The 14,443-nt window shown below is 59.5% G+C and carries 14 protein-coding genes; 7 read left to right on the plus strand and 7 right to left on the minus strand.

The features are described 5' to 3' along the window. Nucleotides 1–77: 77 nt before the first annotated feature. From leuC to GZ093_RS04990, 7 genes are all read left to right on the plus strand, one after another. Nucleotides 78–1,493 (plus strand): 3-isopropylmalate dehydratase large subunit, encoded by a 1,416-nt coding sequence (gene leuC, locus GZ093_RS04960; protein WP_296482913.1) that lies wholly within the window; start codon nucleotides 78–80, stop codon nucleotides 1,491–1,493. After that, entirely contained in the window at nucleotides 1,490–2,128 is a 639-nt protein-coding gene (gene leuD, locus GZ093_RS04965) for a 3-isopropylmalate dehydratase small subunit (protein ID WP_296482916.1), read from the plus strand. The genes leuC and leuD overlap by 4 nt, the downstream gene beginning before the upstream one ends. Before the next feature lie 50 nt (nucleotides 2,129–2,178). After that, complete coding sequence (locus GZ093_RS04970; protein WP_296482917.1) at nucleotides 2,179–3,267, plus strand: tartrate dehydrogenase; 1,089 nt, start codon at nucleotides 2,179–2,181, stop codon at nucleotides 3,265–3,267. Nucleotides 3,268–3,367: 100 nt separating this feature from the next. Next, nucleotides 3,368–4,348: a tripartite tricarboxylate transporter substrate binding protein gene (locus GZ093_RS04975; RefSeq protein WP_296482919.1), complete on the plus strand. Its 981-nt coding sequence runs from the start codon at nucleotides 3,368–3,370 to the stop codon at nucleotides 4,346–4,348. A gap of 18 nt (nucleotides 4,349–4,366) precedes the next feature. Further along, nucleotides 4,367–6,376: a tripartite tricarboxylate transporter permease gene (locus tag GZ093_RS04980; RefSeq protein WP_296482921.1), complete on the plus strand. Its 2,010-nt coding sequence runs from the start codon at nucleotides 4,367–4,369 to the stop codon at nucleotides 6,374–6,376. Nucleotides 6,377–6,387: 11 nt separating this feature from the next. After that, nucleotides 6,388–6,978, plus strand: a complete 591-nt coding sequence (locus GZ093_RS04985; RefSeq protein ID WP_296482923.1) for a DUF4147 domain-containing protein — start codon at nucleotides 6,388–6,390, stop codon at nucleotides 6,976–6,978. Between the two features lie 137 nt (nucleotides 6,979–7,115). Beyond that, nucleotides 7,116–7,970 (plus strand): SDR family NAD(P)-dependent oxidoreductase, encoded by an 855-nt coding sequence (locus GZ093_RS04990; protein WP_296482925.1) that lies wholly within the window; start codon nucleotides 7,116–7,118, stop codon nucleotides 7,968–7,970. A 9-nt stretch (nucleotides 7,971–7,979) separates the two neighbouring features. Here the strand turns inward: GZ093_RS04990 and otnI are convergent, their stop codons facing one another. From otnI to GZ093_RS05025, 7 genes are all read right to left on the minus strand, one after another. Continuing rightward, complete coding sequence (otnI, locus tag GZ093_RS04995) at nucleotides 7,980–8,777, minus strand: 2-oxo-tetronate isomerase (RefSeq protein WP_296482927.1); 798 nt, start codon at nucleotides 8,775–8,777, stop codon at nucleotides 7,980–7,982. 5 nt (nucleotides 8,778–8,782) lie between these two features. After that, nucleotides 8,783–9,466, minus strand: a complete 684-nt coding sequence (locus GZ093_RS05000) for an aldolase (protein WP_296482929.1) — start codon at nucleotides 9,464–9,466, stop codon at nucleotides 8,783–8,785. Continuing rightward, nucleotides 9,463–10,746, minus strand: a complete 1,284-nt coding sequence (gene otnK / locus GZ093_RS05005; protein ID WP_296482931.1) for a 3-oxo-tetronate kinase — start codon at nucleotides 10,744–10,746, stop codon at nucleotides 9,463–9,465. Before otnK ends, GZ093_RS05000 begins: the two co-directional genes overlap by 4 nt. Beyond that, complete coding sequence (ltnD, locus tag GZ093_RS05010; protein WP_296482933.1) at nucleotides 10,743–11,633, minus strand: L-threonate dehydrogenase; 891 nt, start codon at nucleotides 11,631–11,633, stop codon at nucleotides 10,743–10,745. Before ltnD ends, otnK begins: the two co-directional genes overlap by 4 nt. Before the next feature lie 151 nt (nucleotides 11,634–11,784). Next, nucleotides 11,785–12,579 carry a FadR/GntR family transcriptional regulator gene (locus GZ093_RS05015; RefSeq protein WP_296482935.1) on the minus strand — a complete coding sequence of 265 codons (795 nt, stop codon included), beginning with the start codon at nucleotides 12,577–12,579 and terminating at the stop codon, nucleotides 11,785–11,787. A gap of 50 nt (nucleotides 12,580–12,629) precedes the next feature. After that, entirely contained in the window at nucleotides 12,630–13,907 is a 1,278-nt protein-coding gene (locus GZ093_RS05020; protein ID WP_296482936.1) for a TRAP transporter large permease, read from the minus strand. Beyond that, nucleotides 13,904–14,398 carry a TRAP transporter small permease gene (locus GZ093_RS05025; RefSeq protein WP_296482939.1) on the minus strand — a complete coding sequence of 165 codons (495 nt, stop codon included), beginning with the start codon at nucleotides 14,396–14,398 and terminating at the stop codon, nucleotides 13,904–13,906. Before GZ093_RS05025 ends, GZ093_RS05020 begins: the two co-directional genes overlap by 4 nt. Between the last annotated feature and the right edge of the window lie 45 nt (nucleotides 14,399–14,443).

Genomic DNA, 14,443 nt, shown 5'->3' on the forward strand with positions numbered 1-14,443 from the left:
TTTAATCAAATTATTAGACTTCCTTCATTGACCGAAGCCAAGACTTGGCTCTCAGGTTCAATCCATAAAGGAGTCGAATGGCAGCGCGCACCCTCTATCAGAAGTTGGTTGATTCGCACACAGTGGCCAGGCTCGACGAACAAAACGTCCTGCTCTACGCCGATCTGCACATCATGAATGAATACACCAGCCCGCAGGCTTTTGCGGGCCTGGCAAAGTTTGGACGTAAGACAGCACAATCCGGACAAAACGTGGCGGTGGTCGATCACATCATTCCGACCCATCCTGTCAAGTTCCGCATCATCGAGGAGCCGGCCTCGGCCTTGCAGGCCAGCAACCTCAAGAGCAATTGCGAATTGCATGGAATTCCTCTGTTTGATACCAACGACAGGTTTCAGGGTATCGAGCATGTGATTGCTCCGGAGCTCGGCATGGTTCGCCCCGGCATGGTCATCCTCTGTGGCGACAGCCATACCACGACCTACGGGGCACTGGGCGCACTCGGCTTTGGCATCGGAACCTCCGAGGTCGAACATGTGCTGGCCACCCAGACCCTGGTCTACAGGCTGGCCAAGAATATGCGAATTCGCGTTGATGGCGTTTTGCCCCCCGGCACCACTGCGAAAGACTTGATCCTAATGATCATTCGTCAAATAGGTGCGCAAGGGGCACGCGGCTATGCGGTTGAATTCTGCGGAGAGGCCATCGACACAATGTCGGTGGAAGCGCGGATGACCTTGTGCAACATGACGGTCGAGGCGGGTGCACGCGGCGCGCTCATCGCACCAGACCAGACCACGATTGATTACATCCGGGAGCACTGTAAAGACATCAGGGGAAAAGTCTGGGATCAAGCGCTGACTTTTTGGGCCAGTCTGCGTAGTGAAGCCGATGCTCGCTATGACGTCGAACTTGAATTCAACGCTGATGAGGTGGCGCCGTATGTCACGTGGGGAACCAGCCCTGATCAAGGCATTTCCATTGGTGACCTCGTGCCCACCGCAGAATCCTTTGCGCCAGGCCCGCAGCGCGACATGACTGCGCGGGCACTCGCTTACACGCGTTTGAATGGTGGCGAAGCCCTAGAAGGGTTACCCATACAGCGCGTATTCATCGGTTCATGTACCAATGCCCGCATTGAGGATCTTCGCGCCGTAGCTGCGGTTGTGAAAGGGCGTCGCGTTGCCTCCGGGTTGCGCGCCATGATTGTTCCAGGTTCCGGTGAAGTCAGAAGATGCGCTGAAGAAGAAGGCCTTGCGGCATTGTTTGTCGCGGCTGGGTTTGAATGGAGACAGCCGGGTTGTTCCATGTGTTTGGCCATGAATGACGACGTTCTGGCGCCCGGAGAGCGATGCGCCTCGACCACCAATCGCAATTTCGAAGGTCGCCAGGGGCGTGATGCGATCACGCACCTGATGAGTCCGGCCATGGCTGCCGCTGCGGCTGTCACCGGCGTCATTACCGATGTTCGCAAGCTGGAACTCAACGCATGAACAATCAAACCCGCATCAAAGGCAAAGCCGCACCCATTCCCGTTGCCAATCTCGACACCGACCAGATCATCCCCAAGCAGTTTCTGCGTCGCATCGACAAGGCGGGATTGGCCGAAGGCCTCCTTTTTGACATGCGCTTCGATGCCACGGGTCAGATACGCCCCGAATTTGTTCTTAATCAAGCGGACTATGCCGATGCCTGTGTTTTGGTTGCTGGTCCCAATTTTGGATGCGGTTCCAGCCGTGAGCATGCAGTCTGGAGTTTGCAGCAGTATGGAATCAAGGCGGTCATTGCACCGAGTTTCGGGGAGATCTTTTACTCGAATGCGATGAATAACGGTCTATTGCTGGTGCAGATCAGTGAAGCCGAAACGCAGCTGATTCTCAAGGATTCTGCCAGACCGGAAACTGCCGCGATAGACATTGATCTTGAAACGATGTCTGTACGAAGCAAAAACTGTAAAGCGCGCTTTTCTCTCTCGGAACGCCACCGCCGCATGTTTCTTGAAGGCATGGACATGGTTGGCGCGACCTTGGCAATGCAATCCGATATTGATTCTTTTGCTGCGGACCATTGGCAACAGCACCCCTGGCTGAAAGATGTCGCAGCCAAGACCCACCAACAACTGGCTTGACAGGTCAAGTCAGTCCGTTCCATCAACGAATTCAAACCACTGAGACCACCATGAAAACTTATTCAATTGCAACTATCCCCGGTGACGGCATCGGCAAAGAAGTGGTGCCGGCAGGGCAGCAGGTGCTCGCCGCATTGGCATCTTCAAGCAACACCTTCAAGTTCGAATTTGAGAATTTTGACTGGGGCGGCGACTACTACCGTGCGCACGGCGTGATGATGCCCGCCGATGGCCTCGATGCCTTGCGCAACAAGGATGCCATTTTGTTCGGATCGGCAGGCGACCCGGATATTCCGGACCACATCACGCTGTGGGGCCTGCGACTAAAAATTTGCCAAGGTTTTGATCAGTATGCCAACGTTCGTCCTACCCGAATCCTGCCCGGCATTGATGGGCCGCTTAAGCGGTGCAAGATCGAAGACCTGGACTGGGTCATCGTGCGCGAAAACTCCGAAGGCGAATACTCAGGCGTGGGTGGACGCGTACACCAAGGTCAGCCGATCGAGGCGGCCACCGATGTGTCGATGATGACCCGTGCAGGTGTTGAACGCATCATGCGTTTTGCATTCAAGCTGGCCCAATCGCGCCCTCGAAAACTCCTGACTGTCGTCACCAAGAGCAACGCGCAGCGCCATGCCATGGTGATGTGGGATGAGATTGCCGTGCAGATCTCCAAGGAGTTCCCCGATGTGAAGTGGGACAAGGAACTGGTCGATGCCGCCACGGCGCGCATGGTGAACCGCCCGGCAACGCTCGACACCATTGTGGCCACCAACCTGCATGCCGATATCCTGAGTGATTTGGCGGCCGCACTGGCCGGCAGCCTGGGCATTGCACCCACCGGCAATATCGACCCGGAGCGCCGCTACCCCAGCATGTTCGAACCCATTCATGGCTCGGCCTTCGACATCATGGGCAAGGGGCTGGCCAACCCGGTAGGCACGTTTTGGAGCTGCGTGATGCTGCTAGAACACCTGGGCGAGATAGAGGCAGCCAAACGCCTGATGCTCGCCATCGAACAGGTTACGGCAAATACCGCATTACACACGGGTGATCTTGGTGGCAAGGCTACGACCGCGCAGGTCACTCAAGCTGTATGCGACCTGCTGGTGTCCCGCGCAACGTCCCTTACAACCTAAAAGGAGATTGAACAACAAAACCCATATGACCATTCGCCAAGTGCCGTCCAGGCACACATTTCCCTCTTGACTTGAACTATTAATACGACTGGAGACAAAAATGCATTCTATGAACATCCGCCGACTGATTTCAACTGCCGTGATCGGCTGCACCCTGGTTGGTGGCCTGGCAGGCGTCAATACCGCCTTGGCCCAAACCTACCCCAGCAAATCAATCAACTACATCCTTCCCTTCAACGCGGGTGGAGAGTCAGATATTTCGGCACGTTTCCAGCAGTCGGTATTCAAGAAGATTGCGGGCGTCGACGCGGTCATCCAGTACATGGATGGTGCAGGAGGCGCACAGGCGTGGGCGCAACTCAATTCCATGCCGGGGGACGGCTACACCATCATGGGCATCAACCTGCCGCATACCGTGCTGCAGCCGATGCAAAAGGATGTCGGCTACAAAACTGACGACCTGACACCGGCGTATTACTTTCATTACACGCCTGATGCCATTTTTGTGAGAAATGACAGCCCGTACAAGACACTGAAAGATTTGATTGACTATGCCAAAAAATCACCGGGCATGGTGACCTTCAGCGGTTCTGGTTCCAACTCCTCGAACAATCTGGCGCAGGTGCGGTTTGATGAACTGGCCGGCATCAAGACTACTTACATCCCATTTAGCGGTACAGGCCCTGCTGTAACGGCCATTCTGGGCAACCAGACGGTCGCCGGTTTCAACTATGCGCCGTCCGGCATCAGCCACGCGGACAAAATGCATATGCTGGCGGTTGCATCGGAAAAGCGCATGCCGGCTTTTCCCAATGTTCCCACTTTCAAAGAACTCGGGTTTGACCTGGTAGGCGGTGCCTATCGGGGTCTATCGGTACCCAAATCGACCCCCGAGGCCATTCGTCAGAAGGTGTCGGACATCATTGGCGGGATCAACGCCGACCCGACGTTCAGAAAGAAAATGGAAGACACGGGCTTTGTCTTGACCGATATTACTTACAAGGACATGCCGAAGTTCATGGCGGAAAAGAAGCTTGAGTACGCCGCGTCAGCCGAAAAGCTCGGCATCAAAAAGCGCTGATAGACAACAGAGACCGCAATGGAGATTCTTCATTACCTGGTTGACGCCCTGACGCCTTTTAACCTGCTGCTCGCGGTGGTTGGGGTGACTCTGGGAACGATCATTGGCGCTCTGCCGGGCTTGTCGGCGACCATGGCGGTGGCTATTCTGGTGCCATTCACGTTTTCCATGGCGCCTGCATCAGGGCTGATTGCCCTTGGTGCCATTTACACAGGCGCCATTTACGGTGGGGCCTTTGCAGCCATTCTTGTCAATACACCCGGAACCCCGTCGTCCATTGCCACAACCTTCGATGGCTATCCCATGGCGAAACGGGGTGACGGTGGATTGGCGATCACCCTGGCGACGCTGGCCTCCGTTTTCGGAGGTCTGGTCGGGGCTATTACCCTGATGGTGCTGGCACCACCCCTGGCCAATGTGGCGCTGCACTTCGGGCCACCCGAGTATTTCTGGATGGCGATATTCGGACTCACGCTGATTTCGGCACTGTCGGTGGGCAACACAGTCAAGGGATTGATGGGCGCGTGCCTCGGCCTGCTGATGTCAACGGTGGGTGTGGCTGTCGTCGGTGGCGACGTCCGCTACACGCTGCATACGCAAGCACTGCTGGGCGGCTTCGACGTGACGTCTGCCCTGATTGGCCTGTACTGCGTTCCCGTAGTCATAGATCTGGTGGCGACCAAGGCGCCTCACCTTTCTCTGGAGGAGGACACGCGGGGCTACCGGTTGCTTGAAGGGCTACGCATAGCCTGGACGAACAAATTCAACCTGATCAGAAGTTCTGTCATCGGCACAGCGGTCGGGATTCTTCCTGGCGCAGGGGGATCCATCGCTGGACTGATCGCCTATTCTGAAGCACGGCGCGCCTCGAAGCATCCCGAGCGATTCGGCAAAGGCGAACCCAATGGCGTGCTCGCCACGGAGTCATCGAACAACGCCACGGTCGGTGGTGGCTTCATTCCGACGCTGGTGCTGGGCATTCCTGGCACCCCCCCCGACGCCATCATTTTGGGCGCGTTGCTGGTACAAGGAATCAAGATAGGCCCCAGTCTATTCAATGAGCAAGGAAGTATTGTCTACACCTTCATGTTCGGCTTGCTCATTGCCACGGTTCTGATGCTGCCCATAGGTCTGTTTTTGGGCCGCTATGCCTACAAAACGATCGTGCGCATTCCGAAGTCCATGCTGGTGCCCACGGTGGCCTTCCTGACTATCATTGGCAGCTTTGCGATTCACAGCAATGTGCATGACATGCAGATGATGTTTGCTTTGGGCGTCGTTGCCTGGATCTTGCAGCGCTACGGCTTTGCGCCGTCGCCGATCGTGTTGGGCCTAGTGTTGGGACAGATTGCCGAGCAGGGTTTTGTACAGACTTACATGATAGGCAGTGCCACGAATTCGTTGGTCGGGATGTTCTTCGGGCGTCCAATCAGCATGGCCATTGTTGCAGTTGCAGCCCTGACCCTGTTCTACCCGCTGATCGTCGAGCTGCGAAGCCGTCGTCGCAAGATAAAGGTGGTTGAGGCCACCGATACTGTGGTGAAAACAGACGTGACGGTTCAGGCCAAATACCGGGATGTCTCTGCGGTTCTTTTTGGTGTCTTCTTCATCTTCATGGGCGTCATGGCCTACGTGCAGACGAACGACATGTCTGCCATGGGGTCGGTCTTTCCCAGTGCCGTTGCTGCGGCGTTGGTTTTGCTGTCAGCCATACTTATCGCGTTTCAGATAGGTCGCCAAAAAGCACCTAAAAGGGCAAACATTCCTGAAGAGGTCAAAGAATCTGTTCCAAGACGTATTGCGATCATCGTTGCAATGGCGATGTGGACTCTGTTGCTGCCTTTTATTGGATTCTTTACCACCAGCTTAGTTGCATTCCTTTTGCTCATGATGATCGCCACATTCGAGCGACTCAGTGCCCGGGCGATTGTCTTGCACCTTGTTGTTGCGGTGGCAATTGTTGGAGCATTCCAACTCTTGATGGATCAGGCCTTGGGATTGCGTATGCCCATGGGACTCTTCTACTAAGGCTCGGGCGCGTGCCGACTGTGCCAAAAGGTCGCCTGATCGTCGTTGGCGCAGGCAAAGCCTCGGCTGAAATGGCACGTGCAACGGAAACGCATTGGCTAGGGCCGATAGAGGGCTTGGCTGCAACCCGCTATGGTTACGCCGTACCCTGCAAACACATTGAAATTGTGGAGGCCCGACTGGGCGTGCAGTTGCTTAATCGCACGACGCGTCGTATTGGTCTCACGCCCGAAGGTGAAGTCTACCTGGAGCACGCGCGACGCATCCTTGCCGATATTGGGGACATGGAGCAGCTGGTGTCCAACTCGGTTGCCGCGCCCAAAGGCCTGCTACGTGTGAACGCCACGTTGGGCTTTGGCCGCAGCCATATCGCCCCGCTCATTTCGGATTTTGCCAAGCGCTATCCGGAAGTGCAGGTCCAACTGCGGCTGCGCCAGGTGCTGGAGAACTGGCAAACACCGGGAGCCGATATTCACGCGGTGTACCCGCAACGTCACCAGACTGCAGCGCGCGTGCGTGCATTTGTCGACTTCGTGGTAAACGCATTTTCTGCCTCAAACCCACTGGGACAGGTTTTGCCACTCCAACAGATTCCTCCTTAACGTGAAACCGATTTGTTGCCGTCAGAGGGAGTCCAATCAAGCGTTCGAAAGATTTGCTCAAGCTGCTGCCTCGGCCGGAATTACGGTGGCGGTGTAGCCTACGCCCCTTTCTGCGTCTCAATAAGGAGAAATTGACAATGACCCATGCTGCCCTCACTTCCGGATCCGTTGCGGTCGTCACTGGCGGCGCTGCCGGTATCGGCCTCGCCGCCGCCAAACGGATGGCACAACTCGGACTTCGCGTCTGCATCGCCGACCTCGGCGCGGACCGGCTCGTCCGCGCGGCCGCCGAGGTCGCCATCCTGGCGGCGGGCGGAGCGGATGATGTGATGATCTTGGAGACGGACGTCAGCCGTGTGGAAGACCTGCGCCAGCTGGAGGCGGCTGTGCGCGATCGCTTCGGCGGCACGGATGTCCTGATGAACAACGCTGGCATTCAGCCCGGCAGCGCCATGTTCGGGCCAGCCGGCAACTGGGAACGGGTGCTCGACGTCAATCTGTGGGGGGTCATTCACAGCACGCAGATCTTCGCGCCCGCCATGATCGAGCGCGGACGACCCGGTCTGGTCATCAACACAGGGTCCAAGCAAGGGATCACCACCCCGCCCGGCGACCCGGCCTATAACGTGTCCAAGGCCGGCCTGAAGGCTTTCACCGAAGCGCTGCAGCACGAGCTGCGCAACACGCCGAACTGCCGGATCAGCGCCCATTTGCTGATTCCGGGTTTCGTGTTCACAGAGCTGACCGCCCACGGTCGCACGGAAAAGCCGGCCGGCGCCTGGACGCCGGAGCAGACCATCGACTTCATGATGCAGCGGCTGGAGGCCGGCGACTTCTACATTCTCTGCCCCGACAACGACGTGCCCCGTTCGCTCGACGAGCGGCGCATCCTCTGGGCTGCGGGCGATGTCGTCGAGAACCGGCCGCCGCTTTCGCGATGGCATCCAGATTACGCGAAGGCGTTCGAAGCCTTCAGCCAGAAAGCGAGCTGAACTCAGGCGTTACAGGTAGGGCTTGAGCCAGCCCAGCCCGGCTGAGGTTCCGCCCGCTTGCATGCCGGCCTGTGGCCGGTACTCACAACCGACCCAACCGGTGTATCCCAATTCGTCCAGCACAGAGAACAGGTAGGGGTAGTTCAGCTCGCCCAGATCGGGCTCGTGCCGCTGCGGCACGCCCGCAATCTGGACATGGCCGACATGGCCGGTGGGCAGGTATTGGCGCATTTTCATCGCCAGGTCGCCTTCCACAATCTGGCAGTGGTACAGGTCCATCTGCACCTTGAGGTTGGACGCGCCCACCTCGGCCAGCACTTGATGCGCGTCGTCCTGGCGGTTCAGGTAAAAGCCGGGAATGTCGCGCGTGTTGATCGGCTCGATCAGCACATCCACCCCCTGCTTGGCGGCTTCGAGCGCGGCCCAGCGCAATTGGCTGACGTAGGTGGAGCGCAGCGTCGCACGCTCGGTGCCCGCGGGCAGGAGCCCGGCCATGACATGAACGCGTGGGCAGTCCAGTGCGGCTGCGTAGTCGAGGGCCTTGACGATACCGGCACGGAATTCGGCTTCACGCCCGGGCAGGCACGCCAGACCGCGCTCGCCAGCGTCCCAATCGCCGGGCGGCGCGTTGAACAGCACCTGCTGCAGGCCATGGGCCTTGAGGCGGGCCGCGATTTCGCGGCTCTCATAGGCATAGGGGAACAGATATTCGACCGCCTTGAAGCCGTCTTGGGCGGCGGCGGCAAAACGGTCCAGAAAATCAAGCTCCGGGTAGAGCATGGAAAGGTTGGCTGCAAATTTAGGCATAAGGTTCACCATTGGGCGCCAAAGGTTTGGCGCAGTTCGTTGATTTGGGATTCGGTCAGGGGCTCGGGCGCCGATGCACTCAGGCTTACCAGCCGGGCGGTTTCTTCAAGTTCTTCGAGCGTGGCCATGGCAGCGGCGGGCGAGTCGTGCCAGACATTGGGGCCCAGCCGCGCCAGCATGACGGCGCGGATCGGCGTGCCGGCTTGGCCATAGCGCTCAATCGTTTGCGCCACCAGCTGCGCCGCCTCGGGCGCGCCGGGCCGGTGGTAGGCAATCACCGGCACATGGCCGACCTTCATCACAAAGTAGGGCGTCACGGCGGGCAGCAGTTCCGGGCGTTCATGAACCTGCGGCCGCAAAGTCAGTGCCACACAGTGCGTGCTATGGGTATGGATCACGCAGCAAGTTTTTGGATGAAATTGGCTTGTAGCCCTGTAGATATGGGTGTGTAGCGCTATTGTTTTACTAGCGCGATCGCCACTCAGCTGCTGCGCCTGCGCATCCAGCCGGGCCAGCCGGGCGGGGTCGAGAAAACCCAGGCAGGCATCGGTCGGCGTGATCAGATAGCCCCCACCCTGCGACTCATCCAGCCGCACGCTGATGTTGCCGGCGGTGGCGTGCACGTAGCCGCGCTCGAACAGGCTGCGCCCGACGCGGCAAATTTCCTCGCGGGCTTGGTTCTCGTTCATGCCAGCAACGCAAAGGCTTTGCTGAAGAAGTCATCGGCGCCAAAGTTGCCAGACTTCAGCGTCAGGTGCAGGCCCGCCCCAGGTGCGGCATCGGTTTGGGCATGACACCAGGGCACACCGGGGTCGATTTGCGGGCCGATCTTCATTTGCGTGATGTTCAAGGCCTGCACGCAGGCGCCCGAGGTTTCGCCACCGGCCACGACCAGCTGGCGCACGCCAAGCGCCACCAGCCCGCGTGCGATGGCGGCCAGGGTGCGCTCGACCATGGCGCCGGCTTCTTCCACGCCGAGTTGCGCCTGCACCGACTTGACCGCATTGGAATCAGCGGTCGAATAAATCAGCACGGGGCCCTGGCTCAGCAGTGGCGCGGCCCAAGCCAGAGCCTGCGCCGTCACATCGACCCCGGCGGCGATCTGCAAGGCATCGACCCCCAACGCCGGACGGCCCGCCTGGATAAAGGCCTGCACCTGCCTATTGGTCGCCAGCGAGCAGCTGCCCGACACGACCGCCTGCAAGCCAGTGGCGGCGGGGAGTGCACTGGCAGCGTTGGAGGGCGCAATTCCAAAGTTGGCAGGTAGTCCAATGGCGACGCCCGAGCCGCCCGTTACCAGCGGCATGCCGCTGAGCGCGGCGCCCAGGCGCAGCAGGTCATCGTTGCAGATGGCGTCCACGATGGCCAGGCCGACCCCTTGCGTACGCAGCTGATCGATGCGCGTGCGAATCGCAGCCTCGCCCTGCGCCACCACCTTGTAGTCGATCAGACCCACCTTGCGGCGGCATTGCCCCTGCAGCACGCGCACCAGATTGGCATCCGTCATGGGCGTGAGCGGGTGGTTCTGCATGCCGCTCTCGTTGAGCAGCACGTCACCCACGAACAAGTGACCCTTGAACACGGTGCGCTGGTTATCCGGAAACGCGGGCGTAGCGATGGTGAAATCGCCGCCTTTGACGTTCGCCAGCGCCTCCATCAGCGCCTCCGCCACCGGGCCGATATTGCCTTGCGCCGTGCTGTCAAAAGTGGAGCAGTACTTGAAGTAGATTTGCTGCGCCCCCTGCGCCTGCAGCCAGCGCAACGCGGCCAGTGACTGCGCAATGGCTTCCTCCACTGGCAAGGTGCGCGACTTCAGCGCGACCACCACCGCGTCGGCGTCGGTGTCCAGCGCCTGCCCCGGCACGCCGATGGCTTGCACCACACGCATGCCAGCGCGCACCAGGTTGTTGGCGAGATCGGTCGCACCGGTGAAGTCGTCGGCAATACAGCCCAGTACTAGTTTTTTCATGGCTTTTTGGGCAACTCAATGCCGGGGAAAATCTTGATCACTGCGCTGTCGTCCTCGCGGGCGAAGCCTGCCGTGGACGCTTGCATGAACATCTGGTGCGCCGTGCTGGACAGCGGCAGCGGGAACTTGGTGGCGCGCGCCACATCCAGCACCAGCCCCAGGTCTTTGACAAAAATATCGACTGCCGACAATGGCGTGTAGTCGCCGCTGAGCACGTGGGCCATGCGGTTTTCGAACATCCAGCTGTTGCCCGCGCTGTGCGTAATCACCTCGTACAGCGCCTTAGCGTCCACGCCCTCGCGCAGGCCCAGCGCCATGGCCTCGGCCGCCGCGGCGATGTGCACGCCCGCCAGCAACTGGTTGATGATTTTGACCTTGCTGCCGGCGCCGGCCTGATCGCCGAGCCGGTACACCTTGGCCGCCATGGCGTCCAGCAGTGGCCCGACCGCGGCATAGGCCTCGGGCTTGCCCGCGGTCATCATGGTCATCTCGCCGCTGGCCGCCTTGGCGGCGCCACCTGAAATGGGGGCGTCGATGTAAAAAATGCCCAGCGCAGCCAGCCTCGCCTCCAGTGCCATCGACCAGTTCGGGTCCACGGTGGAGCACATGACAAACACGCTGCCCCGCTTCATGGCCGCAGCGCAGCCGCCCTCGCCAAACAGCACGCTTTCGGTCTGGGCGGCGTTGACCACCACCGACACGATGACGCTGCACTGCGCCGCCAGTTCGGCGGGTGACGCACAGGCCACGCCGCCGTCAGCGGCAAAGGCTTGCGCCGCCTCAGCGCGCACGTCAAAAACATGCACCTGGCTGCCATGGCGGCGCAGCGAGCGCGCCATGCCACTGCCCATGGCCCCAAGACCAATTACGCCTACGTTGGATGTCATTTGTTGGCTTCTTTCATTTAAAAAACAGTCGAGCGGTACCGTGCTCGACGTTTAATTTTATATGGTTATCATACAAATTCAAAGTCAACCCAACATCCGGGTTTACCCTGAATCACAGACACGAAGCGGGTCCGGCCCACGGGCTGACGGGTCAGCTCCGCGCCGGCAGTCCGGAAACCAGCGGACGGGCCAGTTGCACACCCGCCTGCTGCCAAAACGCCGGGTCAGCCTGCTCAATGCGCAGGATGGCGTTGTCCATGTGCCGCGCCGCGGCCTTGCGCGCCGCGGCGGCGTCGCCGGCTTCAATGGCGCGCAAAATCTTGTCATGCTCGGCACGAACCTGGCGCGCGAAGTCGGCCCGGCGCGCTTCATTGGCGCGCGTGACGCGGGTGGCCCCGCGTAGGAACTGGCCCAGGTATTCCAGCGTGCCAATCAAAAAGGGGTTGCGCGCGGCCTCCGCAATGGCGCGGTGGTATTGCACGTCTTCGTCCACGCCGTCGCCACCGGCTTGCACTGCCTTGTCGAGCAGGGCAATGGATTTTGCGATGCGCTTGATATCGGTTTGGGTGCGCCGTTGCGCCGCCAAGCCAGCTACTTCGGCCTCCAGCGCGCGGCGCACCTCGACCATCTGGATCACCGCCTGCCGGGAGACGGTCGACTTGGCATCAAAGTTGAGCGGCGAAAAGCCCACTTCCTTGACATACACACCACTGCCTTGCCGTGAATCGACCAGGCCCAGCGACTTCAGCCGCGAGACCGCTTCCCGCACCACCGTGCGGCTGACCGCGAATTGCTCTACCAACGCCGCCTCGGTCGGCAACTTGGCCCCGACGGCCAACCGTCCGGCCCGGATCTCGGCGGCCAGCGCGTTCGCCACCTGATCGGAAAGGTAGGCGCCGGGCGTGATGGGCTTGAACTGTGCAGTGACGGGAGGACTTGAATTCATCGTGTGACTCTGTCACCCGGCAGGTGCTCACCTGCCGGGTTGGGTTCCAACTAGGTGGCGTAAAGCAGATCGCGCAGGGTGAGCGAGAGGCTCGGCATGTAGGAGATCACCATCAGGCAGGCCAATATCACCAGCACGAATGGGATCAGGTCCTTGATCATGCGGTCCAGCGAAATGCGAGCCACCGTGCAAGCCGCGAACAGATTCACACCAAAGGGCGGCGTGATCATGCCCAGCGCCAGGTTCACCACCATGATCATGCCGAAGTGCACCGGATCGATGCCGAAGTGCTGCGCCACCGGTGCAAGAATGGGCGCCAACACAATGATGGCGGCGCCGGTTTCGATGAACATACCAATTAGGAACAAGGTGGCATTAACCCCCAGCAAAAAGTAGGTAGGAGATTTCAGAACGTCCTGCAGCCAGAGACCGATTGCCTCCGGAACGCCAGCCCGCGTGATCAAAAACGCAAACAGGCCGGCGTTGGCAATGATGAACATGATCACGGCAGATGACAGCACCGATTTGCGCAAGATGTGGTACAGGTCTGGGAGCTTGATTTCCCGATAGATCACCGCACCCACGATCAGGGCGTAGAACACGGCCACCGCAGCGGCCTCGGTCGGGGTGAAAACGCCGCCGTAAATCCCGCCCAAAATAATAACGGGCATCAGCAGCGCCCAGCCAGCTCTCCAGGTCGCCTTGCCGACCGACAGTCGACCGTCGCCATCAGCCTTGCCCCAGCCTTTGATCTTGCAATAAACCCAGACAAAAAGCATCAGCGCGCCACTGATGAAAATACCTGGGCCAATGCCTGCAACAAACAGCTCGCCAATGGAAACTTCGGCGCTCACGCCGTAGAGGATCAGCGGAATCGACGGGGGAATGATCACCCCCAGTTCAGCACTGGTAGCCTGTAGCGATGCCGCCCAGGTGGTGGGGTAGCCGTGCTTCATCAGCGCCGGAATCAGGATCGTGCCAATGGCGAACGTGGTCGCCACCGACGAGCCGGATACCGAGGCGAAAATCATGCAAGTCAGCACGCAGGTCATGGGCAGGCCGCCCTGGACACCGCCCACCAAGCTCTTGGCAAAATCCACCAGGCGGCGCGAGATGCCACCGGATTCCATGATATTGCCGGCCAGGATAAAAAACGGAATGGCGGCCAACGGGAATTTGTTGATGGCGTTGAACATCTCCTTCACGGAGATCAGCATGTTGGCGTTCTCCACCTGGATACCCATAATTGCGGCCAGTCCGATGGATACGGCGACGGAAACAGTAAGGGCGAAGCACAGCATCATGGTGCTTAACATCACGGCGGTCATATCGCGGTCTCCAATTCAAGACGCTGGGGATCCAGCAGGTTGGCAAAGATGCCCAGCAGGCTGAACACGCCCCCCACCGGCATGGCCAGGTAGGCCCAGAACATCGACACGCTTTCCAGTCCGGCCATGGTTTGCACCCTGCCACGCAAGGCATAGTCCCAGCCCCACCAAATGATGATGCACATCAAGCTTGTAGCGGCGAGACAGACGACCCAGTCGAGCAAACGGCGGATGCGCGGCGGGCTCCAACGGTAAAGCACGTCCACACATACCATGGCGCCCTGGCGAAACGCCATCGGGATAGCCAGAAAGACCATCCAGATCAGGCTGAAACGGGTTAGCACCTCGGTCCATTCAGCGGGCATTTCAAGGACGAAGCGCGTGATGATCTGCAGCATGCCCAAACTCGCAGCCACCAGCATCATCGCGCAGGCGACGACCAAGGCGACTCTACTGGTCAAGTGCTCCAGTCGAAGAAATTTTTCTCTCATTGCTATATCAGCCTGAAATGGGAAGGTGTAAAAAAACACCCGAAA

The sequence above is a fragment of the Rhodoferax sp. genome (assembly GCF_010365055.1).
Taxonomy (GTDB): Bacteria; Pseudomonadota; Gammaproteobacteria; order Burkholderiales; family Burkholderiaceae_C; genus Rhodoferax.